The organism is Arthrobacter sp. FW306-1B-G06A (assembly GCF_058781765.1).
The window spans coordinates 51,466-75,533 of sequence record NZ_JBYSXB010000003.1; the positions used below are offsets into that span (position 1 = coordinate 51,466).

Sequence of the window (24,068 nt, forward strand, 5' to 3'; positions counted from 1 at the left end):
CGGCCGCGGCTGCTTTGCAGCCAACGCGGAAACCATTACGAGGAAGGGCAAGAGCCCACAATGACTATGACAGATCCTGTCGCAGACATGCTTACGCGTCTGCGCAACGCCAACTCGGCATACCACGACACCGTGAGCATGCCGTACAGCAAGCTCAAGGCACGCGTTGCCGACATCCTGAAGGCAGAAGGCTACATCGCTGCTTGGAAGGAAGAGGAAGCCGAAGTCGGCAAGAAGCTGACCATCGACCTCAAGTTCGGTCCGAACCGCGAGCGTTCGATTGCTGGTGTCCGCCGCATTTCCAAGCCTGGTCTCCGCGTTTACGCGAAGTCCACCAACCTGCCTCACGTGCTGGGTGGCCTGGGTATCGCAATCCTGTCCACCTCTTCCGGCCTCCTGACTGACAAGCAGGCCGGCAAGAAGGGCGTGGGCGGCGAAGTCCTCGCGTACGTCTGGTAACGGGAAAGGAAGAGAATAATGTCACGTATTGGACGTCTCCCCATCACCGTTCCTGCCGGCGTTGAAGTTAAGGTTGATGGCTCTGTCATCAACGTCAAGGGCACCAAAGGCGAGCTGAGCCACACTGTAGCCAGCCCGATCGAGGTCACCCTGGACGAAAGCACCTTGACTGTCACCCGCCCGAACGACGAGCGCGCTTCGCGTTCCCTGCACGGCCTGACCCGCACCCTGATCGCGAACATGATCGAGGGCGTCACCAAGGGCTACGAAAAGAAGCTTGAAATCGTTGGTACCGGTTACCGCGTTCAGGCCAAGGGTTCTGACCTTGAGTTCGCTCTCGGCTTCAGCCACCCGGTCAATGTCTCCGCTCCGGAAGGCATCACCTTCACGGTGGAGGGGCCGACCAAGCTCTCCGTCGCTGGTATCTCCAAGCAGCAGGTCGGCGAGGTTGCTGCCAACATTCGCAAGCTGCGCAAGCCCGACCCCTACAAGGGCAAGGGTGTCCGTTACGCCGGCGAAGTTATCCGCCGCAAGGTCGGAAAGGCTGGTAAGTAAACCATGGCCATCGCAATTAACAAGAAGCGTACGAACAAGAGCAAGTCTGCTGCACGCAGCCGTCGCCAGCTTCGTATCCGCAAGCGCATCACCGGCACGGCTGTTCGTCCTCGTCTGGTCGTCAACCGCTCCGCACGCCACATCTTCGTCCAGGTTGTCGATGACAGCAAGGGTGTAACCGTGGCTTACGCTTCCACTTTGGAAGCTGACCTTCGTGCATTCGACGGCGACAAGACTGCCAAGGCCAAGCGCGTCGGCGAGCTCGTTGCCGGGCGTGCCAAGGCTGCAGGCATCGAAGCTGTTGTCTTCGACCGCGGTGGTAACAAGTACCACGGCCGGATCGCCGCCGTCGCTGACGGCGCACGTGAAGGTGGGCTGGCACTGTGACCGTTGAGAATAACGAAAAGGACATTCAGGTGACTGAAGCTGCAGCTGCTGAGGCAACTGAGACTGCTGCTGCCACCGACGACCGCCGCGGCGGCCGTCGTGGCGAGCGTGGTGACCGTGGCCAGGGCCGCGGCGACCGTGGTGGCCGTGGTGGCCGCGACGGCGGTCGCGAGGCCGAGAAGAGCCAGTTCGTAGAGCGCGTTGTAACCATCAACCGTGTTGCCAAGGTCGTCAAGGGTGGTCGTCGCTTCAGCTTCACCGCCCTGGTCGTCGTCGGTGACGGCAACGGCCTGGTTGGCGTCGGCTACGGCAAGGCGAAGGAAGTTCCGGCAGCTATCGCGAAGGGCGTTGAAGAGGCTAAGAAGTCCTTCTTCCGCGTTCCCCGCGTTGGCAACACCATCCCGCACCGCGTGCAGGGTGAGGCCGCAGCAGGCGTTGTCATGCTGCGTCCGGCTTCCCCGGGTACCGGTGTTATCGCCGGTGGTCCGGTCCGCGCGGTACTGGAATGCGTCGGTATCCACGACGTTCTCTCCAAGTCGCTCGGTTCCTCGAACGCCATCAACATCGTTCACGCGACTGTTGACGCCCTGAAGCGACTGGAAGAGCCCGCTTCCGTGGCAGCCCGCCGTGGCCTGCCGCTGGACGAGGTTGCTCCTGCTGCTCTGGTGCGCGCACTCCAGAACCAGAAGGCAGGTGTCTAGTCATGGCTAAGAACCTGACTCCCTCCGACGCTCAGTTGGAGATCACCCAGATCAAGGGCGTCATCGGCGCCAAGCAGAACCAGCGTGAGACCCTGCGGTCCCTCGGCCTCAAGCGCATCGGACACACTGTTGTCCGTACCGCTGATGCCGTAACCGTTGGAATGCTCAACACGGTTCCGCACCTCGTGAATGTAGAGGAGGCGAAGTAATGGCCGAGAACAAAACTGCCGCAGAGGCTGCCGACAAGCAGAACACTCTGAAGGTCCACCACCTGCGTCCCGCCCCCGGTGCCAAGACTGCCAAGACCCGTGTTGGTCGTGGTGAAGGCTCCAAGGGTAAGACCGCAGGTCGCGGTACCAAGGGTACGAAGGCCCGCTACCAGGTCAAGGCTGGCTTTGCCGGCGGCCAGCTGCCGCTGCACATGCGCCTGCCGAAGCTTCGCGGCTTCAAGAACCCGTTCCGGGTTGAGTTCCAGGTTGTAAACCTGGACAAGCTCAACGAGCTGTTCCCGGAAGGTGGCGCTGTCACCGTCGAGTCCCTGGTTGAGAAGGGTGCCGTTCGCAAGAACCAGCCCGTCAAGGTGCTGGGCACCGGCGACATCACCGTCAAGGTTGACGTCACCGCCCACGCTTTCTCCTCCAGCGCAGCTGAGAAGATCGCAGCAGCAGGCGGAACCACCACTGCCCTCTAAGGGCTCTGGGCTATCGCTCGCTGTAAAAAGACTCCCGGTGCGGAGGGCTTCGGCCCCCTGCTCCGGGAGTTTTTTGATATGGCGCGCACCCCTCGATTGTTCGCATGGCGCATCAAACCGTTAGACTCGGGTGTTGGGTTTCAATGACCCCTTTCGACACCCTTGGACTTTTAACTCAGGAGGACGCTTGCTAAGCGCATTCGGCCGGGCATTTCGGACGCCTGATCTGCGACGCAAGTTGTTGTTCACGCTGGGAATCATCACAATCTTCCGCTTGGGAGCTTTTATCCCCTCGCCTGGTGTGAGCTACCAAAATGTTCAGCAATGTTTGTCAAGCAATCAGGACCAGGGCGGCCTCTACCAGCTCGTCAACCTGTTCAGCGGTGGTGCACTGCTGCAGGTTTCGATCTTTGCCCTGGGGATCATGCCGTACATCACGGCGAGCATCATCGTGCAGCTGCTCCGCGTGGTCATTCCGCGGTTCCAGCAGCTGTATGACGAAGGTGCCTCGGGCCAGTCGAAGCTGACGCAGTACACGCGTTATCTGACCATTGCGCTGGGCCTGCTGAACGCCACCACGCTGGTGTCCCTGGCACGCTCCGGACAGCTGCTGCCGAACTGCCAGCTGCCGATCATCCCGGACACGAGCATCATCGCCACGATCCTCGTGGTCATCACCTTGACGGCCGGTACAGGCCTCATCATGTGGATGGGCGAACTGGTTACCGAGAAGGGCGTGGGCAACGGCATGTCCCTGCTCATCTTCACCTCCATCGCTGCCGGCTTCCCGACCTCGCTCGGTGCCATCTGGAACTCCAAGGGACCGGGCACCTTCTTCACGGTGTTGGCGATCGGCCTCGTAACCGTCGCGCTCGTGGTCTTCGTGGAGCAGTCCCAGCGGCGCATTCCGGTCCAGTACGCCAAGCGTATGATCGGCCGGCGCACCGTGGGCGGCACCAGCACCTACATCCCCATCAAGGTGAACATGGCCGGCGTCGTGCCTGTCATCTTTGCCTCCTCGATGCTCTACCTGCCGGGGCTGATTGCACAGTTCAACCAGCCGAAGGCCGGAGAGTCCATCGCCCCGTGGGTTGAGTGGATCAACAACAACCTCACCAAGGGCGACCACCCGATCTACATGGCGCTGTATTTCGTCATGATTGTGTTCTTCACCTACTTCTACGTCGCGATCACCTTCAACCCTGAAGAGGTCTCGGACAACATGAAGAAGTACGGCGGGTTCATTCCGGGCATCCGGGCGGGTAAACCGACCGCGGACTACCTGCAGTACGTGCTTTCCAGGATCACCCTCCCCGGCGCCTTCTACTTGGGCTTCGTGGCGTTGATTCCGCTGGTCGCACTCGTCCTGATCAGCGCCAACCAGAACTTCCCGTTCGGTGGCACGTCGATTCTGATCATGGTGGGTGTGGGCCTGGAAACCGTCAAGCAGATTGATGCGCAGCTACAACAACGTCACTACGAAGGGCTTTTGCGATGACGAGAATGCTGATCATTGGACCCCCGGGTTCGGGCAAGGGAACCCAGGCTGAGCGGATTTCCGAGCGCTTGGGCGTAGTCGCCATCTCCACCGGCGACATCTTCCGTGCGAACGTCAAGGGCGAAACCCCGCTGGGTATCGAGGCAAAGAAGTACATGGACGCCGGCGATTTCGTTCCGGACAGCGTCACCAACAAGATGGTCCGCGACCGCCTGAGTGAGAGCGACGTCGAGAACGGCTTCCTGCTCGACGGCTACCCGCGCACCACCGCCCAGGTGGAATACCTGGACCGGATCCTCGCCGACACGGAAGAGAAGCTCGACGTCGTGCTTCAGCTGACGGCCGACGACGAGGAACTTGTTACTCGTTTGCTGGGCCGTGCCAAGGAGACCGGGCGCTCGGATGACAACGAAGGCGTCATCCGCCACCGCCTGGACCTCTACCACGAGCAGACCGAGGCCGTCGTGGCCAAGTATGCCGAACGGGGCATCCTGACCCAGGTCGATGGCATTGGCGGCATCGACGAGGTCACGGATCGCGTGCTGCTGGCCATCGAGGCAGCCAAGGCGGTCTAGCCGCCGCACGACTGTTGAAGAGGGTGTGTCCCGCGCCGGAGCTGACTGCTCCCGTGCGGGACACGCCCTTTTTGCTTCCCCGTTTGAGCGCCTGAAATCAGAACCAATTCACGGGCGTTTGTGGCTCCGGTTTCGGGCTGGGCCGCTGATGCGGGAAAATAGGAAGCCAGAGGGGGTCTGGATCTGCAGCCCACCACAAGCAGCACACGACAAGAGGAGACCATGGCGTTCGGCCAGCCCCGCATCGAATACAAGACCAATGAGCAAATGCGCAAAATGCACGAGGCCGGATTGGTCCTCAGCAGAGCGCTCGACGCAGCCGTTGAAGCTGCGAAACCGGGCGTGACCACGCGCGAGATCGACGCCGTTTTCGCCGCGGTCCTCATCGACGCTGGAGCGAAGTCGAACTTCCTCGGATACCACGGCTTCCCCGCCACCATCTGCACATCCGTCAACGAGGAAGTGGTTCACGGCATCCCAGGCGACCGGGTCCTGCAGGATGGGGACATCATTTCGATTGATGGCGGGGCGATCGTTGACGGTTGGCACTCCGACTCCGCACGCACTGTGATAGTCGGCGCGGCGGATCCTGAAGATCAGCGGCTCTCGGATGTCACCCAAGCCGCCATGTGGCGCGGAATCGCTGCTTTGGCCAAAGGCAAGTTCGTCGGCGATATCGGCAACGCCGTGGACGACTACGTCTCCTCCGTCCCGGGAAAGCCGCTGGGCATCCTGGAAGACTACGTAGGCCACGGCATCGGCTCCGAGATGCACATGGCCCCTGACGTGTTGAACTACCGCACCACCCACCGAGGCCCGAAAATCAGGCCGGGACTGTGCCTTGCGATTGAGCCCATGCTCGTCCGCGGCAGCATCGAAACAGCAACCCTCGACGACGACTGGACTGTGGTGACCACTGACGGCAAGCGCTCGTGCCAGTGGGAGCACTCGGTCGCCGTCCACGAAAAGGGCATCTGGGTGCTTTCCGCGCCCGACGGCGGCGCGGAGCAGCTGGCGCCGCTCGGCGTCGTGCCCGTTCCGATTCCCTGATCAGACGCGGCTGCCCAACTAGCTCGCATTAGATGTCGTTCTGACGCGTCAAAACGACATTAATTGCAAGCTAGTTGGGCAGCGGGCAGCACTCGGCGCGTTGAGCCTCAGCTCTTGAGCTTGGGCTTCACGTCCTTGGTGTAGATGCCATCCAGGGTTGTCTTGAGGTCCGTCATGGTGGCCTTCACGTCGCCCTGCTGGGTGAGGATCTTCGCAGCGGCCTTGGCCATTTCCTGATCGGCGCCGGGCAGGAATACGCGGGCGTTGTCCTGCACCTTGGTCACGGCGAGCTGGTCCATGGCCGTCTTGATTTGCGGAGTCTTGGCGAGGACCGCAGTCATATCCGCGGAAACGCGCGTGGGCATGTAGCCGGTGGCAGCGGAGAATGCCGCCGTGTTCTCCGGTTCGGTCATGAATTTCAGGAAAGTGGCAGCCGCGAGCTGGACTTCCTTGCTGACGCCGCTGGGAATCCCGAGCCCCGCGCCGCCGGTGGGGCAGACGTTGGTCTCGGCCTTGGGGCCGCCCGGCAGGAAGCCGACGCCGACGTTGAACTTAGCGGACTTCAGCACGCCCAGCAGGTCTCCGGTAGAGGAGATCGTGGTGGACGTGATGCCTGCGGAAAAGTCGTCTGCGGCGTTCTTGGAGGAGACGCCGGCCCACTTGTCCTTGTAGATGGAGTCCTGGGCCCACTGCAGGGCCGTGACGGACTCGGTGGAGTCGCAGTTGAAGGTCCAGCCGTTGGACCAGCTGCCGCCCCAGCCCCACAGGTTGTTCTGCAGGGTCCAGCCGGCGTATCCGGCAAGGGCCGGGTAGATGTAGGCGTACTTCGCGCCCGAGCTTGCCTGGAGCTTGGGGGCCCACTCGGCGAACTCCTGCCAGGTCTTGGGAGCCCGGTCCGGAAGGCCGGCGGCCTTGAAGTGGTCCTTGTTGTAGTAGAAGAGCGGGGTGGAGCGGCCGTAGGGGAGCGCCCACTGCTTGTTGGCGTACTGGTAGTCCGCGACGAGGGACTTCTGGAAGTCGTCAATCTTGACGTCCAGCTGCTTGATGAGTCCGTCCAACGGGATGATATTGCCGTTGGTGTAGTAGCGGAACCACCAGACGTCGGAGAGCACCACGAGGCCGGGGAGGGCCGACTTCGCTGCCTGCGAGGTCTGGAACTTCTGCGCGATTTCCTCGTAGTTGGCGCCCGCCGTCACGAGGTTCACCTTGATGTCCGGGAACTTCGCCTGGAACTTGTCGATGATGGATTGCTCGACGGCCTGGGACTGCCCGGGGTGGCTGGTCCAAAAGTCGAAGGAGCCGGCCGGCTTGACCCCCGTGAAGTCGATGTCCGAGGGGCTGCTGCTCGTTGCGCTGCCGCCCGTCGACGGACCGCCGCATGCTGCAAGGGCGGCGGCGCCGACTCCGAGTCCGGCGAGCCCCAGGAAGTTTCTACGATCAAGATTCATTGCCATGGTTGGTCCTCTCAAGGATGCAAAGGTGGTGATGGGGTTGTGTGGACGTGCTGTGCTGTTAGCCGGTGACGCTGCCCTGGGTGAGCCCGGCAACGATGTAGCGTTGCAACGCTGCGAAGACCAGGAGGATGGGAATGATCACCAGGACAGCTCCTGCCATCAAGATCCCCCAGCCTGCGCCGTTTCCCTCGGAGTTTTGAAGGAGAGTCAGGCCGACCGGGAGGGTCATGGTTTCCGGGCGGTCCGTGATGATCAGGGGCCAGATGTAGTCGTTCCATTCGCTGACGACGGTGACGAGGGCAACGGTGGCGATCGAGGGGAGCGAAACGGGGACAACCACTTGCCAGAGCCTGCGCCAATGGCCCGCACCGTCGATTTCCGCCGCTTCGAGGATGGACCCCGGAAGGGTCTTGAAATGCTGGCGAAGGAGGAAGGTTCCGAAGGCCGTGCCGAGTCCCGGGAGAATGATTCCCCACAGGGTGTTCTTCCCGCCGATCCCTGCGATCAGGATGTAGTTGGGGAGGATCGACACCTGCGGCGGCACCATCAGGGCCACGAGGATCACGACGAAGATGACGTTCTTGAACGGGAAACGGACAAAAACCAGGGCGTAGGCCGTCAGGATCGCCAGGATCACCTTGACCGTGGAGCCGACCGTGGTGACGATCAGGCTGTTCAGGAAGAACTGTGCGAACGGCACAGTGGTCATGGCCGTGTGGTAGTTCTCCAGGTTCAGGCCCTGCGGGAGGATCTTGAGATCCGTGGTGACGATCTCGCCGGGCTGCTTGAAGGAACTCAGCAGCATCCACAACAGCGGCAGGACTACCACGAGGGTGGCCACGATCAGCGGGATGTAGCCGCCTGCCAGCGTCTGGATGAGGTTCGCGCGGGAGAACGGCTTGTCGCGCTGCGCCGGCAGGTCCGGACCGCCGTCGGGAGCTTTAAGGGTCCCGACGCCGCTCGCGGGGTTGGGGCTGACGGGGGAGAGCGTGCTCATGAGTAGTGCACCTTCCGTTCGACGAACCGCAACTGGAGCACGGTGATGATGAGCAGGATGGCGAACAGCACCACTGAAATGGCGGCGGAGTAGCCGGCTCGGTTGTAGGCGCCAAAGGCCTGCAGATAGGCCTCGTAGATCAGGGTGCTGGTGCCGTTGCCCAGCGGCGTCATGATGCGGATCAGGTCGAAGGCCTGAAGTGAGCTGATCATCGTGGTGATGAGCAGGAAGAACGTGGTGGGCGAGAGCAGGGGAACGGAAATGCTCATGAAGCGGCGGAACCCGTTGGCTCCGTCCAGGGAAGCGGCCTCCATGACGTCCTTCGGGAGCGATTGGAGCCCGGCGAGGTACACGACCGCGCAGTAGCCCAGGTTCTTCCAGACGTAGACGATGATGACCATCGCGAGGGAGAGTTGCGGATCGTTGATCCACTGGGGACTTTGCTGGCCGATGCCGCGGAGCAGCCAGGACAGCACGCCGTATCCGGGATCGAAGATGAACAGCCATACGAGGCCGACGCCCACTCCACTGAGGACGTAGGGGGCGAAGACGGCAGAGCGCGCAAATGTGGTGCCGCGGACCTTCGCGTTCAAGGCCAGGGCCACCAAGAGGCCCAGCACCATGGAGCCACCGACGGTGACCACGGTGAAGATGAGCGTGGTGCCGAGTACTTGCGGGGCGTCGGAGCTGGTGAAGAAGGTGACGTAGTTGTCGAGGCCAACGACGGTGGCCGAGGTGGAGCCCAGGGTCCAGTCAAGGGTCGAGTAATACATGTTGTTGATGAGGGGCAGATACGTGAACACCGCGATCAGCGCCAAGTTCGGCAATGCCAGTGCCAGGAATACGAAGAAGTCGCGTCGGGTTCGGCCGGACCAGCGTCCCCGGCGCTGAGGGGCCGGGACAGCCTGCGCGGTGGCCGCGGGGCTGCCAGTCAGTTGTGTTGTCATGGGGGTCTCTAACGGTTCGCAGATATCGGGGCGCGCCGGACTCGGACTGGTGGGTCAAGGGGGCGGCTAGTTTTTACCTCACCACACGCAAACACCTGTCAAGTCACAAAAGGGGGCGTTCGCGGGATTGTTGGACAAGCCTTCTGCGCTCGTTCACTCGATGTTTCGTGGCGGATGGGGCCGTGTTTACATTCGAGGCACGACTACCGTTTGTTCCCAGGCCGCCGAAGGTCCTGCGCGCTGCGCGGGTTCAGCGCAGGGGAAAGCTCGGCGGAAGGAGCTCGTGGATGGGGCGGCGGGCGTAATCCGAGTCGCTCAGCGAGGCAATGTACTGGTTCAGGAATGCCTGGGCACGTTCCCGGTAGTCGCTGGTGTCCACGGTGACGATTTCGCCCCGGTCCACAATGGTGCGGCCGGCCACCACTACCCGCGTGATGTCCCGTCCGTCCGAGTTCATGATGAGTGTGCGGATGGGGTCGGCGTACGGACCAATATGGCTGCTGCTCAGGTCCAGGACGAAGTAGTCGGCCTGCGCTCCAGGTGCCAGCCGGCCCAGATCGGAACGGCCGAGGGACTCGGCGGGGTCCAGGGTGGCCGAGCGGAACAGGTCTGCGGCCTGGGCGCTTGAGCGGTCCCCGGTGAGGGTCTTGGTCATCCCCATCGCCAGGTCCATGGCCCGGATCATGTTGGGCGGGGCTGAGTCGGTGCCCAGTACGATCCGCACCCCGCGGTCGCGGTAGGAGTCATAGTTGTCGAGCATCCCGCCGTAATGTGCCATGGGGATGGGGCAGAGCAGGACCGACGTTCCGGACCCGGCGAGCAGCGCCAGATCGTCCCCGGTGCCTGCGGAGGCAGGCATGTGCGGGTGCCCGGGGATGGCCCAGGCGTGGGGGATGTAGGTGCGTTCCGCGAGGAAACCGAGATCGGCCAGGTAAGGGAGTGGACGCCGTCCCGTGCGGGCGATCATCGTCTCGACCTCGAAGAGCCCCTGGGCGGCGTGCAGGCGCACGGGGACCTTGAGCTCATCGGCGGCTTGCCGGGTGAGGCGGAGGGTCTGTTCGGTCTGCGTTTCGATCCGGGCCGGTAGCAATGCCGCCCGGATCAAACCATGGGCCCGCCCTTCGTAGTCCTGGGCGAAGCGAACGGCTTGGTCGAGGCCGTCGAGGCCGCGCCGTTCGTCCTCATGGAGCATCACCCGCTTGCCGTCCGTATAGGGGACTGCCGTACGGTAGCTCGGCCCCAGGTAGGCCCGGACGCCGAGGTCCTCCACAGCGGCGGCCGTGTCGGCAAGGTCCTCATAGTCCTCGCACCATTCGTGGTAGCTCTCGGACGCAATGGGCATGAGCGTGGTGATGCCGTTGCGGACCAATTGGGACAGGGCGAACTCGCGTCGGAACCGTGCCTGCTCGCGGGTGAACACGGCTCCGTGGTCCCCCAGGTAGGACTCGGACCAGACGAGGCCGAGCCGCCGGCCGGGATCCGGCCAGGAATCGAAAAGGGCGTGGTCGATATCTGCGAGGGCGTTCAAGTCAATGAATCCGGGGGACACGATCGCCTCCCCGGCGTCGATGTCAATGTCCACTTTCCCGAGGTAGTCCCGGCCCACGAAAACAATGGTTCCGTCCTCGTGGACCAGCTCCGCGTCGGGCAGGATGCAGTGGTCGCCGTCGGCATAGCCAATGATGAAGGCGGCCTTGATGCGCGTGATCACGGCTCTCCTTGATGGTGTTGTCGAGGTTCGGAGATCCTAGGACCCGGTGGAGCCGACGGGCTTGCCTTCCAAATCCGAAGCCTGGTTGTCCAGGATCGCTCCGGCCACCAGCATGGCGTCCTGTGTGGAGCGGTCGCGGATGGCGTCAAAAAGCTCGTCATGGCTATCGTGCTCGGCGTGGGCAGCACGGTTCAGGCCCTCGGGCGATGTCCACGAACCGTCGATGCTCTCCGCGAGGGAACCATAGATGCCAGCCAGGAGCTGGTTGTGCGCGGCGCCCACCACGGCCCGGTGGAAGTCGATGTCTGCCAGCCGGAATCCGTCCTCGTCGTGGGCTTCCGCGGCGGCGCGGCGTCGATCGAGCGCGTCCTGGAGCTTGTCCAAGTCCTCTTGGTCACGACGCTGTGCGGCGAGGGCGGCGGCAGGAATGTCAAGGCTGCGGCGGACTTCGATGGCTTCGAGCCGGTCCGCTCCCTGGAGGCCTTTGCGGAGGGCGACTTCTTGCTCGTCCACGGCGGCGACAAAGGTTCCGTCACCTTGCCGTGTCACGAGGAGTCCCGCGTGTACCAACGCGCGGAGGGCTTCCCGGAGGGGTGCCCGGCTGAGGCCCAAGGCCTTTCCGAGCTCCGGCTCTGGCGGAATACGGTCTCCGAGGCCCCATTCGCCCTCCCGGATCCGCAGGCGGATGTCATCGATCGCATCGTCGACGACGCTGCGCCGGCCACTCACCGTCATGGTGCCCTCCTTGCTAGGCAATTCGCCGATCCACTTCCGTCAACGAAGCGTCTCATATGGGGCTCGAAAAATCCACCCTTTCGTAAGACGTCTTACGAGTGTATCTTGGCAAACATGACCCAGATCACACACGTGCTACCTGATTCACGGGCCCTCGGCGCCGGCGAGCTGCCGGAGACGCGGCTGGGAGTCCAGTTCACCCGCTACCCGGGCCACGAAGACCGGCCACTGGTGGAATCGCTTCGGGCCGCCTTGGACGACGGCTTCACCCTGGTGGTGCTCAACAGCATCTCTGCGGAACTTTCGAGCGAAGCGCCCGGCCTACCGAACAAGGCCGGCGAACTGCACGAGGTTGCAGAGGAAGCCCGGCATGCCGGCGTCGAACTCCAGCTGGGCTTGGGCTGCGCAGGGCCGTTCGATGATCCCGCCACGGTTCGGGCCGGACTGAACAGGACCCTGGTTCGCGGCCTGGAACTAGGCGTCACTGAGTTCTTTGTTTACACCCGGTCAGTTCGCGAAGGTGCCTCGGAACAAGGCAGGTTCCTCGACCACCCTGCCCAGCTCCGGCTCATCCGGGCGAACCTCGAGACGCTTGCGTCCACAGCACGTGACGCCAGGGTCCACATCAACGTCAAGACCCATGAAGACCTGGCTTCACCTGAAGTGCATGCGCTGGTCCAGTCCTTGGACCCCGCAGTCTTCGGAATCGGATTCGATGTGGCCAACCTGGTGGTTCGTGGAGAGGATCCTGTCGATGCGGCCCGGGCGCTCGGGCCCCAGGTCCGGATGACGCATTTGGAGGACGCGGTCCTGTTCCCGCTGCCGCACGGGTACCGACGTCGCCTGCGGGCGGTGGGCGAAGGAGTTTTCGACTGGGAAGCGATACTCGGCCACCTTCTCCGCGCCGGGGTGCGCGACTTCACCCTGGAACAGCACCGGGGAAAGTTCGACGCTCCGGTTTTCGACCGTTCGTGGTTCACCCACGAACCACACCTCGACGCCGCGGGGCTGGGCCAGTTGGCCCGGCTCGGTGTTGCAACGCACGACGGCGTGGCGCGCGGGCGTATCCCGGCGCTCGCCGACTGGGACGACGAGCCCGCCCCCGCCGAGCGCCGTCGTCAACTGCTCCACAGTGCCGCCACTGTGCGGACGATCCTCACATCAATGGGTGCCGGCGTGAAGAAGCCGGCCACGATCCTTTCCGGAGAGGAAGGACTCTCATGACAGCCATTGCCGCCCCACAGATCGTTGTCCCGGTCAGAAGGAGACCCTTCAGGAGCTTCCTTCGTCGGGACAGGGCATTGACCATGACCTTGTCGTTCCTGGCCGCCCTCATTGTGGCCACCTTGATTGGCCCCTTGGTCTGGCGCGTGCAACCCGATGCCATCAACCTCGGCGCCGTCCTGCAGTCTCCAAGCCTGGGACACCCTATGGGCACGGACGACACCGGGCGGGACGTGTTGGCCCGGGTCCTGGCGGGTGGGCGGACGTCGATCCTGGCCGGTCTGACCATTGCACTGATCGGCGCGGTCGCCGGGTGTATCGCTGCCCTTTTGGCGGGATCGATGCGCGGCTGGGTAGACACGCTCTTTACCTGGCTGACCAACTCCATCCTCTGCTTCCCTGCCATCCTTCTGGCGATGGCGATCGCGATGGCACTGCAGCCGGGAGTCACGGCGGTGGTCATCGGGCTTTCGCTGCACTCGTTCCCCTGGTACATGCGGACGCTTCGCGGGGAGGTGATGCGCTTGTACGGCCAGGACTTCGTTCGCTCCACGGTCGCACTCGGAGCACACCCCGCCCGCGTGCTGTTCCGCCACGTTTTCCCGCACCTGGTCCCGATCATGATCCTGCAGATGGCCGCCGTCTTCGGTGCGTCGGTGCTCTCCCTGGCTGCCCTCGGTTACCTGGGCCTCGGCGCTCAACCTCCGACGGCCGAATGGGGAGAAATGATCACCGATGGCCAGCAATTCTTCCTGACGGGTCAATGGTGGATCGCGGGTTTCCCCGGCCTGGGCCTGCTCCTTGCCGTCAGCCTGACCACCATGATCGCGGACAGGGCCCGGGAAGTCCTGGATCCACGCGGCGAATTCATCCAGGCGAAATGAGGCTTTTTCGATGATTAGCACCATTTTCAAACGGCTCGGCATAGCACTGGCCACGGTCTTCGGGGCTTCGATCTTCGCCTTCATCCTCCTCCGCAAGGTTCCCGGTGACCCGGCCCGGGCCATTGCCGGCGATGCGGCCACCGACGACGCCATCGCGGCGCTGCGGAAGTCCATGGGACTGGATGACAACCTCTTCGTCCAGTACGGGAACTACATGGGCTCGCTCCTCCGCGGTGACTTCGGCTTTTCGTACAGCACCGGCAACAGCGTCGGTAGCCTCCTTGCCCAACGGCTGCCGGCGACGATCGAACTGGGGCTGCTGTCAGTAGTCATTGCCATTGTGGCGGCGGTCCTCGCCGCGAGCATCGCTGTCTACTCACGACGCCGCTGGCCGGACCGGTTTCTTCGCATCGCTTCCTCCCTGGCCATGGGATCGCCACCCTTCTGGATCGCCCTGCTTGCCTTGCTGGTTCTCTCGATCCAGCTCGGGATATTCCCGGGTCCTGAAGGCCGGCTGTCACCCGGGATGCTCCGTCCGCCGAACGTCACCGGCATGTTTACGGTGGACGCCCTGCTTGCGGGACAGTGGGGGACTTTCGCCAATGCGAGCTGGCACCTGATCCTGCCCGCAACGATTATCGCCTTGGGTCCGTTCGCCTTCCTCAGCCGGCTGTACCGGAACCAGCTCCGCGGCACGCTGCGGGAAACCTTCGTCACAGTCGCCCAGAGCCATGGCCTCCGCAGGTTCCCGGTCTACTCGCGCCACGTGGCCCCGCACGGGCTGTTGGCACTGTTACCGGCTGCTTCGCTGTTGTTCGCCGATCTCCTGGCTGGAAGCCTGCTGGTCGAGAAAGTTTTCGGATGGCCGGGAATCGGGTCCATGACCGCCGACGCCATCATCCAGAAGGACTTTGCCGTGGTCCAGGCAGTACTCCTTTTGGCCGCCATCCTCTACGTGGTAGTCAGCCTCGTCTCGGACCTCGTCATGACCGCGGCAGATCCCCGCACCCGAGTAGGAGCCCGCTAATGTCGCACACCAACGCACTTCCCTTTCCTTCCCGAAGCATTGCCAGCGACGGGATCCCGGGCCAGGCGCCCGTCCTGAGCGTCAAAGGACTAACAACCAATTTCGACACTTCCTCGGGAACCGTCCACGCGGTGCGGGACGTGTCCTTCGACCTCTACAAACGGCAGCGATTGGCGATCGTCGGCGAATCGGGTTCCGGGAAATCCGCCCTCGCCATGTCCCTCGTAGGGCTCGTTCCGCCACCGGGCCGCATTGTGGGCGGCAGCGTCAAGCTCCACGGGACAGAGCTCGTGGGCCTTGACGACGCCGGGATATCCAAGATCCGGGGGCGGGACATCGGCCTGGTATTCCAGGACCCGATGGCTGCCCTGGATCCCCTCAAGACCATCGGAACCCAGTTCGTGGAAACCATCCGGGTGCACCAGGACGTCTCAGTCAAGGTGGCCCGGCGGATGGCCTGCGAACTCCTCGCCGAGGTGGGCGTCAACGATCCGGAACGGAGGATCGCCGACTACCCCCACCAGTACTCCGGGGGGATGAGGCAGCGCGTGCTCATCGCCATGGCCATCGCCAACGATCCGGCCGTGGTCATCGCCGACGAACCGACGACGGCCTTGGACGTCACCACGCAGGCGCAAGTCCTCGACCTCCTGGCCAAGATCTGCGACGAACGCGGCAACGCGTTGGTGATGATCACCCACAACCTGGGGATCGTGGAAGAACTCTGCGACAGCGTCAACGTCATGTACGCGGGACGGTTCGTCGAATCGAGCAGCACCCGGTCACTTTTCGGCACGCCGGCCCACCCGTACTCGAAAGCGTTGCTGGACTGCGTCATCGACCCCGCCACGGCCAAGCGTGGCGCGTTGCCGGCCATCCCCGGCTCGCCCCCGGACCTTTCGGTCGATGAGCCCGGATGCCCGTTTGTGTCCCGATGCCCGATCGGCCGGGACGAACTACGGTGCGCAACGGAACGGCCCGAGGCGCGCACCTTGGCGGGCGGCGCCGTCGTCCGCTGCCACTTCGCGAGCGATACCCCAGGAGACGCAGCATGAGCAACGCAGCCACAGCCCCGCTCTTGCGGGTGGCGAACCTCAACAAGTCCTACGGCAGGGGTGTCGGTTCCAGGAACAGGACCCAGATCCTGCGGGATGTCTCCTTCGAACTACGACGCGGAGAAACACTGGGGCTCGTGGGGGAATCGGGCAGCGGCAAGTCCACCACGGCTGCGTGCGTCATGGGCCTGACCGCGGTGGACAGTGGACTGATCGAGTTCGACGGCGTGGACCTCACCTCCTTGTCGAAGCCGGAGATGCGGCGGATGCGCAAACGCATCCAGATGGTGTTCCAGGATCCCAACGGATCACTCGACCCGCGCTTCACGGTTGCCGACCTCGTGGAAGAGCCGCTGGTCATCCACGGGGTCTCGGACTCGGCGGAGCGCTCGCGCCGGGTCGAGGAAGTGCTTGACCGCGTCGGGATCACCCTTAAGCAGGCACAGCGCTATCCGTTCGCGTTTTCCGGCGGTCAACGCCAGCGGATTGCGATTGCACGGGCACTGGTCCTCAATCCGGACCTCGTAGTCCTGGACGAGCCGGTGAGCGCGCTGGACGTCTCGATCCAGGCCCAGGTCCTCAATCTCCTGAGCGATCTCCAGGACGAGCTGGGGTTGACCTACTTGTTCATCGTCCATGACTTGGCGGTGGCGCGGCTCATGAGCCATCACATCGCCGTCATGAACTCGGGACAGATCGTGGAAGCCGGAACCTCGGAGGACGTTTTCGACAACACCACCCACCTCTATACCCGTGCGCTGCTGGACGCGGTCCCGGGCGCTCGCCGTCGGGCCAAGGCCCTTGCGGCGGCCGGTACGGCCGTAGCCGTGGAAGGAAAGTGAAATGAGGACCTTGCCCTCCCTGCGTACCCTGACGAAGAGGACGACGGCGTTCCTCGCCGCCGCGGGCCTGCTCGCCCTGGCGGGCTGTGCCAGCCCGGCTGCTTCGTCGGCCCCGAGCAGCCGGCCCTTCACCGTGAATTGGGCCACGACGCTGACCAACATTGATCCTGCATTCGTGTGCGCCGGCAATGAGAACAGCTTCGCCAGCAACTTTTACGCCCGGCTCGTCAAGCTCGACGAGGATCAACAGCCCGACGGAACGCTCGTGGCCAACACGGACCCTGCCCGCGTCAAAGGGGACTTGGCCACGTCCTGGACGGTTTCCCCCGACGGGAAGGCCTACACCTTCTCCTTGCATCCGGGAGCCAAGTTCGCCAACGGCAACCCTTTGGATGCCGAGGCCGTCCGGTACTCGATCATGCGGAACCTCACCATCGGTGGCTGCGGATCCCTCGGCCTGCAAATCGGCCTGACGGACCCGCCCCTGATCAGCAGCGTCGTCGTAGTGGACGCCCAGACTGTCCGGCTCGAACTGTCACGTGCCTACCCCGCAATCCTCGTGACGTTGGCGCAGAGCCGCGGATCGATCTATGACCCGAAAGTCATCAAGGACCACGGCGAGGACAAGAAGGGCGTGCCCAATCAGTGGTTGGCCGCGCATACCGCCAGCAGCAGCGGCCCCTATGTCCTGGACGAGTACGTGGCCAACAACTACGCGGTGCTCAAGCGCAATCCCAACTATTACGGCCAAGCCGCCAAGGAACCCGTGGTCCGCGTCAACTTCATCACCTCGATCCCCACCCTGATGCTGCAGGCACGCCGGGGCGAGGCGGATGTGACCCTGGGGCTGCCACCATACGTGGTTCACGAACTAAGCCAGAACGACTGCTGCACGGTCACCGCGGCCCCCGCTTTTGCCCCGGTCACGGTGTCCTTCGACAATTCCTCCGGCGTGACCTCGAATCCGAAATTGCGCGAAGCGCTGACGTACGCGGTGCCCTATGAGCAGATCAAGGCCAGTGTGGCTTACGGATACGCGGACAGCTACTATGGCCCCTTCGTTCCAGGAACACCAGGATTCGACCCGCAACGCTCGGCCGCCCGCCCCCTCGACAAGGACCGGGCACGGGCCTTGGTCAAGGAGTCCGGGCTGGTGAACCCCCAGATCGACCTCATGATCAACCCGACATCGCCTGGGGTCTCCACGCTTGCGACGATCCTGAAAGCCTCGTGGGAGGACATAGGCGTCACGGTCAACATCGATTCGCAGACGCCCACGGCCTTCGCCACGAAGTTCAACACGGGCAAATACCAGTCTGCGCTGCTGTTCGAGAGCGCTGGCGCGGTGGCTGCCTACGAACTCCGCAAGAAGATGACTTGTGGCAGCAGCTTCAACAACCAGCACATCTGCATCCCAGGGACGCCGGACCTCATGAAGAAGCTGGACAACGCCCCGGATCTGCAGGCGCAGCAGCCGTACATCAACGCGCTGGTGGACGCGTGGCGGGCCAGCTCGCCCACCATCATCCTCTACCGTGCGCAATTCACGGCAGTCCTGGCCCACTCGGTGAAGGCCTTCGACTACGCCTCGTCAACCACTTTCTACAACTGGGGACGCTAGGGGCGGCCTCCCTGGATACCGCCGGGCTCCGGAGAGCACCGCGGCGGACAAGACAACACGAAGAACTAGCTAAGGACGCGAAATGCGAATTGGTGTCGATGGAAGCAAAATCCCCCACGAAGCGGACGACTCGGCGATCCGTATCCTCGAGCGGGCGCACGGCATGGGGATGGAAGGGGTGTATTTCCGCAGCGTCATGGACGTCTCCCCAACCCTGGACCGCGGCTTGCTCTCAGAGGTCCGGGACTGCGCGGATTCACTCAACCTCTACCTCCAAATGGGCCTCGCCAAGGTCAACCCGTACGCGACGGCTGAAGCTCCGAACGTCCGCAGGCTCGGCGATGGCGACTACACGCGCGGCATGATCAAGATGATCGAGGCCGCGCACGAGGCCGCAGGCGTGACGGACTTGTGGGTGGCGTGTGCCAACTACCAGCGCGGCATGCCGGGCTACTACGTTTTCGACCGCTTCCGGACCGACGCACCGTGGGCCGACCAGCTTGTGGCGATCGAGAAGTTCCTGCGGCTCCTTGCCCCGGTGGCCCGGGACCACGGCGTGCACATGAACATCGAGACACACGAAGAGATCACGAGCTATGAAATCGTCCGCCTGGTGGAAGCCGTGGGGCCGGAGGTCCTCGGGGTCACCTTCGACACCGCCAACGTGGTGGTGCGAGGGGAAGACCCTGTGGCTGCTGCGCGTCGCGTTGCACCGTACACCCGGGCCACGCACTTGCGGGATTTTGTCCTCGGTGAACAGGACGGCGTCTTTGGCAGGGTCTTCGCGCCGATCGGCCAGGGCTCGATCGATTGGGACGCGGTGCTCGGCATCCTGCACGCCGAGAACCCGGACCTGCCGCTCTCGATCGAGAACGCAGGTCCCACCCTGCACTTGCCGATCGGCCTCGACGATCCTGAATGGATTGCCATGCACCCTGACCTTGATCAGGACGAGGTGGCCAGCATCCGGGGCATGGCTGCCGAGTACGCGGAACGGACGGAAAGGGGCGAGGCGCCGCGGATCAGCGACTTGCGCGCGGCAACTTACGACGGTGCGCACTTCATCGACGTCTCGGCGAAATCCCTGAGGGACGCGCTGTCCCGGATCGGTGCGGCGGTGTAGGCACGACTGCGCTGTCCCCACCCAACTGCCTCGCAGTTGTTGTCGTTTAGACGCTTCAGAATGACATTAACTGCCAGTCAGTTGGGTGGGGAGGAGCAGAATAGGCCCATGACTTCCAAGATCACTGATGTGCCGGGAATCCGGGTGGGACATGTCCAGCGGATCGGCGACGGCTGGCTCAGCGGGGTGACCGTTGTCCTTCCGCCGCCCGGGACTGTGGGTTCCGTGGATGTGCGCGGCGGCGGGCCGGGCACGCACGAGACGGACGCCCTCGATCCCACCACCCTGGTGCCCACGGTCGACGCGGTCGTGCTCACCGGCGGGAGCGCCTTCGGTTTGGTCACGGCCCACGGTGCCCAGCGATGGTGCGAAGAACAAAGACGCGGCTTCGCAGTGCCGGGGGGAGTGGTACCGATCGTTCCGGCCGCCGCGATCTTCGACCTGGGTCGCGGCGGTGACTTCGCCGCCCGCCCCGACGAAGCCATGGGATACGAAGCGGCAGGCGCGGCTGCGGCTTCAAGCGAGCACGCCGACGTCGGGCGCGGAAACGTCGGTGCCGGCACCGGTGCCGTGATCGGCCGCGGCGCGTTCAAAGGGGGAGTGGGCACCTCGTCCATCACCCTGGACAGCGGCGTGGTGGTGGGTGCGCTCGCAGTGGTCAACGCGCTCGGGATGCCTTTCGGCATATCGTCCCCGCAGGCGGAAGCCGGCACCTCCGAACCGAGGCCCCCGGCACTGAACACCACGCTCGTCGTCGTCGCCACCAACGCCGTCCTCGACCCGGCAGAATGCAAGCGCACCGCAAGTGCCGCACACGCCGGCCTCGCCCGGGCGTTGAGTCCTTCCCATACCCTCGCCGACGGCGACACCGTGTTCGCGCTGGCGACCGGCGCCGTCGTGCTTGACCGCAGTTCGGAACAAGCGCGGCAAGTTTCGCTCATCACCCTGCAAAGCGCGGCGGCCGACGCCGTCCGCCTGGCTGTCCTCAACGGTGTCGCGGCCGCGGAATCCATCACGACGGCGGCAGGCACCTACCCTGCCTACGGCGCGGTTTAGCGGGATCCAAGGGGGTCCCGCGGCCAGGGGAAGCGTGACACCGTGCCGGTGTCTGCGCTAGCATGGGCGGATTTAACTTTCGCGCCGTCTTGGCGTAGAGTTGTCTGTTGGTTGTCTGCACAGCCACGCCCATTTAACAGGTCGCGAGTCCTGCTTCGTGGAGTGGCAGGGGCCGGACGGTCAAACAAACAAAAAACGTCCGCAGATTTTCCGGTGCCTAACCGGAGGGCTGCGGCAAACAACAGTTAGCGGAGGATATGGCCAAGAAGGACGGGGTCATTGAGATCGAGGGCGTTGTGACTGAGGCGCTGCCCAATGCGATGTTTCGCGTTGAGCTCACCAACAAGCACATCGTTCTTGCACATATCTCGGGGAAGATGCGACAGCACTACATCAGGATTCTCCCTGAGGACCGCGTAGTGGTGGAGCTAAGCCCTTACGACCTCACACGTGGTCGCATCGTCTACCGCTACAAGTAATTGCTGGGCGGCAGCCTTGGGAAACCCGGGTAGTTGCCGCTCCAGCCGACCAACTGCAACACGCAAAGGAACGCCATGAAGGTCAAGCCGAGCGTTAAGCAGATCTGCGACAAGTGCAAAGTGATCCGCCGTAATGGCCGGGTCATGGTGATCTGCGAGAACCCGCGCCACAAGCAGCGCCAGGGCTAATTCCCCGCAAGGGAACTAGCGCCCGCGAGGGCAAACCTGGGTTGCTAACCCACGCAAGTAAATAAAGGCAGCACAAGCTGAATTGGGACGTATGGAGCCCGGACAGCTAACCCCCGGTCGGAGGCTGGGGCCGCACTGAAAGTGCGGGTGTACTGCCTACGACCTCCGGTTTATTCAAGGAGTACTGCCACTATGGCTCGTCTCGCTGGCGTAGACATTCCCCGCGAAAAGCGGTTGGAAATTGCGCTTACTTACATCTACGGCGTGGGCAAGACCCGTGCACACGAAACCCTGGCTGCCACCGGCATCAGCGCTGACGTTCGCGTCAAGGACCTGACTGACGCCGAACTGGTTCAGCTGCGTGACTACATTGAAGGCAACTACAAGGTTGAGGGTGACCTTCGCCGCGAAGTAGCAGCAGATATCCGCCGCAAGGTTGAAATCGGCAGCTATGAAGGCCTGCGTCACCGCAAGGGCCTGCCCGTACGCGGTCAGCGTACGAAGACCAACGCTCGTACCCGCAAGGGCCCGAAGCGTACCGTCGCCGGCAAGAAGAAAGCCGGCCGCTAGAAATAGCGCCGACTTTCCCCCGATAACTTTCTGTAGGAGAAATAATGCCCCCGAAGACTCGTGGCGCGGTTCGCAAGCCGCGTAAGAAGGACAAGAAGAATATCGCGCTTGGCCAGGCGCACATCAAGAGCACCTTTAACAACACCATCGTGTCCATCACGGACCCGAACGGTGCTGTAATCTCCTGGGCTTCCGCCGGTGAGGTTGGATTCAAGGGCTCCCGCAAGTCCACCCCGTTCGCCGCCCAGATGGCTGCCGAGGCTGCTGCAAAGCGCGCCCAGGAGCACGGTCTGCGCAAGGTTGACGTGTTCGTCAAGGGACCGGGATCCGGACGCGAGACCGCAATCCGTTCGCTGCAGGCCGCTGGCCTCGAGGTTGGCTCCATCCAGGACGTCACCCCCAGCGCCCACAACGGTTGCCGCCCGCCGAAGCGCCGCCGCGTCTAATTGGATTCTTGGCCTTGCCGGCCGGGTCCGCCACGGAACAGCCTGACTGTTCCGTGGCGCCCGGCCGGCAAAGCCGGAACCAAGCCGATTTCCACCACCTGTGTTGCGTCATATAGCGGATGCTCGCCGAAAGGAAACCTAAGTGCTTATTGCACAGCGCCCCACTCTGTCTGAAGAAGTAGTCTCCGAGAACCGCTCGCGTTTCATCATTGAACCGCTGGAACCGGGCTTCGGTTACACCCTCGGAAACTCCCTCCGCCGTACCCTGCTCTCCTCCATCCCCGGTGCTGCTGTAACCAGCATCCGGATCGATGGCGTGCTGCACGAGTTCACCACGGTTCCGGGTGTCAAGGAAGATGTCACTGAGATCATCCTGAACATCAAGAACCTCTCCGTGTCCTCCGAGCACGATGAGCCGGTTGTTGCATACCTGCGCAAGCAGGGCCCCGGAGTCGTCACGGCCGCGGACATCGCTCCGCCGGCCGGCGTCGAATTCCACAACCCGGATCTGCACATTGCCACGCTGAACTCGAAGGGCAAGTTCGAACTCGAACTGACCATCGAACGCGGCCGCGGCTACGTTTCGGCAGCTCAGAACAAGTCCGGCGACTCCGAGATCGGCCGTATTCCGGTCGACTCGATCTACTCGCCGGTCTTGAAGGTTACCTTCCGCGTGGAAGCTACCCGTGTTGAGCAGCGCACTGACTTCGACAAGCTGATTGTCGACGTCGAGACCAAGCAGGCTATCGCCCCGCGCGACGCCGTTGCTTCGGCAGGCACCACCCTGGTGGAACTGTTCGGTCTTGCACGTGAGCTGAACACCGCAGCTGAAGGTATCGAGATTGGCCCGTCGCCGACGGACGCTGCCCTGGCAGCCGACATGGCACTGCCGATCGAGGATCTGGACCTCACCGTCCGTTCCTACAACTGCCTCAAGCGTGAGGGCATCCACACCGTGGGTGAACTCGTTGCCCGCTCCGAGGCTGACCTGATGGACATTCGTAACTTCGGTGCGAAGTCCATCGATGAGGTCAAGGCAAAGCTGGTTGAACTGGGTCTGTCCCTCAAGGATTCCCCTCCCGGTTTCGATCTTGCAGCCCGCGCCGCAGCCATCGAAGAGGACGACGCCGCGTTCAGCGACGACGAGCTCTAACAAGCAGATCTTGGCCACCGAGTCCACGTTCGGACCCGGACGGCCTTCATTACAGGAGAAATTACTATGCCTACCCCCACTAAGGGTCCGCGCCTCGGAGGCGGTCCGGCTCACGAGCGCCTGATGCTCGCGAACCTGGCAGCATCGCTGTTCGAGCACAAGCGCATCACCACTACGGTCACCAAGGCCAAGCGCCTGAAGCCGTACGCAGAGCGCCTCGTGACCTTCGCCAAGCGCGGCGACCTGTCCTCCCGCCGTCGCGTACTCGGCCTGATCAGCGACAAGGGCATCGTCCACGAGCTGTTCACCGACATCGCCGGCGCCGTTGCCAACCGCGATGGTGGCTACACCCGTATCACCAAGATCGGCAACCGCAAGGGCGACAACGCTCCCATGGCTGTCATCGAGCTGGTTCTTGAGCCGGTTTCCCCGAAGCAGGCTGTAGTTGCCGAGGCAACTGCTGCTGCCAAGAAGGACGCTGAGAAGGCTGCTCCGGCCGCCGAAGAAGCCGCTCCGGTTGCTGAGGAAGAGGTCGTTGAGACCGAAGCCGCAGAGACCGAAGCCGAGGCTCCTGAAGCTGAAGCTGCTGAAACCGAAGAGGCTCCGGCCGCTGAGGAAAAGAAGTAATTCACTGAATTC

The 24,068-nt window shown here is 63.3% G+C and carries 28 protein-coding genes; 23 read left to right on the forward strand and 5 right to left on the reverse strand.

Annotated features, from left to right (window positions below; translation table 11 throughout):
- Nucleotides 1–60 precede the first annotated feature (60 nt).
- The 9 genes from rpsH (at nt 61) to map (ending at nt 5,916) form a co-directional block, all read left to right on the forward strand.
- A complete protein-coding gene (gene rpsH / locus AC3WJM_RS02170) occupies nt 61–459 on the forward strand; it encodes a 30S ribosomal protein S8 (RefSeq protein WP_028265096.1) in 399 nt (132 codons plus the stop codon).
- An 18-nt stretch (nt 460–477) separates the two neighbouring features.
- Entirely contained in the window at nt 478–1,014 is a 537-nt protein-coding gene (gene rplF, locus AC3WJM_RS02175) for a 50S ribosomal protein L6 (protein ID WP_059387368.1), read from the forward strand.
- Nucleotides 1,015–1,017: 3 nt separating this feature from the next.
- Nucleotides 1,018–1,401: a 50S ribosomal protein L18 gene (gene rplR, locus AC3WJM_RS02180; protein WP_059387369.1), complete on the forward strand. Its 384-nt coding sequence runs from the start codon at nt 1,018–1,020 to the stop codon at nt 1,399–1,401.
- A 29-nt stretch (nt 1,402–1,430) separates the two neighbouring features.
- A complete protein-coding gene (gene rpsE, locus AC3WJM_RS02185; RefSeq protein WP_171983517.1) occupies nt 1,431–2,102 on the forward strand; it encodes a 30S ribosomal protein S5 in 672 nt (223 codons plus the stop codon).
- 2 nt (nt 2,103–2,104) lie between these two features.
- Entirely contained in the window at nt 2,105–2,311 is a 207-nt protein-coding gene (gene rpmD, locus AC3WJM_RS02190) for a 50S ribosomal protein L30 (protein ID WP_059387371.1), read from the forward strand.
- On the forward strand, nt 2,311–2,793 hold the full coding sequence (rplO, locus tag AC3WJM_RS02195) for a 50S ribosomal protein L15 (protein ID WP_059387372.1): 483 nt from the start codon (nt 2,311–2,313) through the stop codon (nt 2,791–2,793). The genes rpmD and rplO overlap by 1 nt, the downstream gene beginning before the upstream one ends.
- 187 nt (nt 2,794–2,980) lie before the next feature.
- Nucleotides 2,981–4,291 carry a preprotein translocase subunit SecY gene (gene secY / locus AC3WJM_RS02200; protein ID WP_059387373.1) on the forward strand — a complete coding sequence of 437 codons (1,311 nt, stop codon included), beginning with the start codon at nt 2,981–2,983 and terminating at the stop codon, nt 4,289–4,291.
- A gap of 5 nt (nt 4,292–4,296) precedes the next feature.
- A complete protein-coding gene (locus AC3WJM_RS02205; protein ID WP_306959321.1) occupies nt 4,297–4,866 on the forward strand; it encodes an adenylate kinase in 570 nt (189 codons plus the stop codon).
- Between the two features lie 222 nt (nt 4,867–5,088).
- Nucleotides 5,089–5,916: a type I methionyl aminopeptidase gene (map, locus tag AC3WJM_RS02210; protein ID WP_307052493.1), complete on the forward strand. Its 828-nt coding sequence runs from the start codon at nt 5,089–5,091 to the stop codon at nt 5,914–5,916.
- A 107-nt stretch (nt 5,917–6,023) separates the two neighbouring features.
- On the opposite strand, the gene AC3WJM_RS02215 is transcribed toward map, so the two are convergent.
- From AC3WJM_RS02215 to AC3WJM_RS02235, 5 genes are all read right to left on the reverse strand, one after another.
- Nucleotides 6,024–7,370 (reverse strand): ABC transporter substrate-binding protein, encoded by a 1,347-nt coding sequence (locus tag AC3WJM_RS02215; protein ID WP_059387375.1) that lies wholly within the window; start codon nt 7,368–7,370, stop codon nt 6,024–6,026.
- A gap of 58 nt (nt 7,371–7,428) precedes the next feature.
- Nucleotides 7,429–8,367, reverse strand: coding sequence for a carbohydrate ABC transporter permease (locus AC3WJM_RS02220; RefSeq protein WP_307052495.1), 939 nt, complete (start codon nt 8,365–8,367; stop codon nt 7,429–7,431).
- A complete protein-coding gene (locus tag AC3WJM_RS02225; protein ID WP_306958971.1) occupies nt 8,364–9,314 on the reverse strand; it encodes a carbohydrate ABC transporter permease in 951 nt (316 codons plus the stop codon). Before AC3WJM_RS02225 ends, AC3WJM_RS02220 begins: the two co-directional genes overlap by 4 nt.
- Before the next feature lie 250 nt (nt 9,315–9,564).
- Nucleotides 9,565–11,025 carry a chlorohydrolase family protein gene (locus tag AC3WJM_RS02230; protein ID WP_492271103.1) on the reverse strand — a complete coding sequence of 487 codons (1,461 nt, stop codon included), beginning with the start codon at nt 11,023–11,025 and terminating at the stop codon, nt 9,565–9,567.
- A gap of 36 nt (nt 11,026–11,061) precedes the next feature.
- Entirely contained in the window at nt 11,062–11,760 is a 699-nt protein-coding gene (locus AC3WJM_RS02235; RefSeq protein WP_492271104.1) for a FadR/GntR family transcriptional regulator, read from the reverse strand.
- 114 nt (nt 11,761–11,874) lie between these two features.
- Here AC3WJM_RS02235 and AC3WJM_RS02240 point away from each other — a divergent pair, with 114 nt between their 5' ends.
- The 14 genes from AC3WJM_RS02240 (at nt 11,875) to rplQ (ending at nt 24,056) form a co-directional block, all read left to right on the forward strand.
- The gene (locus AC3WJM_RS02240; RefSeq protein ID WP_492271161.1) at nt 11,875–12,984 is read left to right on the forward strand and encodes a sugar phosphate isomerase/epimerase family protein; all 1,110 of its coding nucleotides are present in this window, start codon (nt 11,875–11,877) and stop codon (nt 12,982–12,984) included.
- 83 nt (nt 12,985–13,067) lie between these two features.
- Complete coding sequence (locus AC3WJM_RS02245; protein ID WP_307052498.1) at nt 13,068–13,868, forward strand: ABC transporter permease; 801 nt, start codon at nt 13,068–13,070, stop codon at nt 13,866–13,868.
- 10 nt (nt 13,869–13,878) lie between these two features.
- A complete protein-coding gene (locus AC3WJM_RS02250; protein ID WP_307052499.1) occupies nt 13,879–14,895 on the forward strand; it encodes an ABC transporter permease in 1,017 nt (338 codons plus the stop codon).
- Nucleotides 14,895–15,950: an ABC transporter ATP-binding protein gene (locus tag AC3WJM_RS02255; protein WP_492259880.1), complete on the forward strand. Its 1,056-nt coding sequence runs from the start codon at nt 14,895–14,897 to the stop codon at nt 15,948–15,950. The genes AC3WJM_RS02250 and AC3WJM_RS02255 overlap by 1 nt, the downstream gene beginning before the upstream one ends.
- On the forward strand, nt 15,947–16,792 hold the full coding sequence (locus AC3WJM_RS02260; protein WP_492271105.1) for an ATP-binding cassette domain-containing protein: 846 nt from the start codon (nt 15,947–15,949) through the stop codon (nt 16,790–16,792). The genes AC3WJM_RS02255 and AC3WJM_RS02260 overlap by 4 nt, the downstream gene beginning before the upstream one ends.
- A gap of 1 nt (nt 16,793) precedes the next feature.
- A complete protein-coding gene (locus tag AC3WJM_RS02265; protein ID WP_492259879.1) occupies nt 16,794–18,413 on the forward strand; it encodes an ABC transporter substrate-binding protein in 1,620 nt (539 codons plus the stop codon).
- 82 nt (nt 18,414–18,495) lie between these two features.
- Complete coding sequence (locus AC3WJM_RS02270; RefSeq protein WP_492271106.1) at nt 18,496–19,536, forward strand: sugar phosphate isomerase/epimerase family protein; 1,041 nt, start codon at nt 18,496–18,498, stop codon at nt 19,534–19,536.
- A 108-nt stretch (nt 19,537–19,644) separates the two neighbouring features.
- Nucleotides 19,645–20,592, forward strand: a complete 948-nt coding sequence (locus AC3WJM_RS02275; protein ID WP_307052502.1) for a P1 family peptidase — start codon at nt 19,645–19,647, stop codon at nt 20,590–20,592.
- Nucleotides 20,593–20,849: 257 nt separating this feature from the next.
- Complete coding sequence (infA, locus tag AC3WJM_RS02280) at nt 20,850–21,071, forward strand: translation initiation factor IF-1 (protein ID WP_009358723.1); 222 nt, start codon at nt 20,850–20,852, stop codon at nt 21,069–21,071.
- Nucleotides 21,072–21,146: 75 nt separating this feature from the next.
- Nucleotides 21,147–21,260: a 50S ribosomal protein L36 gene (gene rpmJ, locus AC3WJM_RS02285; RefSeq protein WP_011775570.1), complete on the forward strand. Its 114-nt coding sequence runs from the start codon at nt 21,147–21,149 to the stop codon at nt 21,258–21,260.
- A gap of 192 nt (nt 21,261–21,452) precedes the next feature.
- The gene (gene rpsM / locus AC3WJM_RS02290; protein WP_011775569.1) at nt 21,453–21,830 is read left to right on the forward strand and encodes a 30S ribosomal protein S13; all 378 of its coding nucleotides are present in this window, start codon (nt 21,453–21,455) and stop codon (nt 21,828–21,830) included.
- A 44-nt stretch (nt 21,831–21,874) separates the two neighbouring features.
- Entirely contained in the window at nt 21,875–22,276 is a 402-nt protein-coding gene (gene rpsK / locus AC3WJM_RS02295; RefSeq protein WP_028265083.1) for a 30S ribosomal protein S11, read from the forward strand.
- A 142-nt stretch (nt 22,277–22,418) separates the two neighbouring features.
- Entirely contained in the window at nt 22,419–23,429 is a 1,011-nt protein-coding gene (locus AC3WJM_RS02300) for a DNA-directed RNA polymerase subunit alpha (RefSeq protein ID WP_011692778.1), read from the forward strand.
- A gap of 66 nt (nt 23,430–23,495) precedes the next feature.
- Nucleotides 23,496–24,056, forward strand: a complete 561-nt coding sequence (gene rplQ, locus AC3WJM_RS02305) for a 50S ribosomal protein L17 (protein WP_306958962.1) — start codon at nt 23,496–23,498, stop codon at nt 24,054–24,056.
- Nucleotides 24,057–24,068 lie beyond the last annotated feature (12 nt).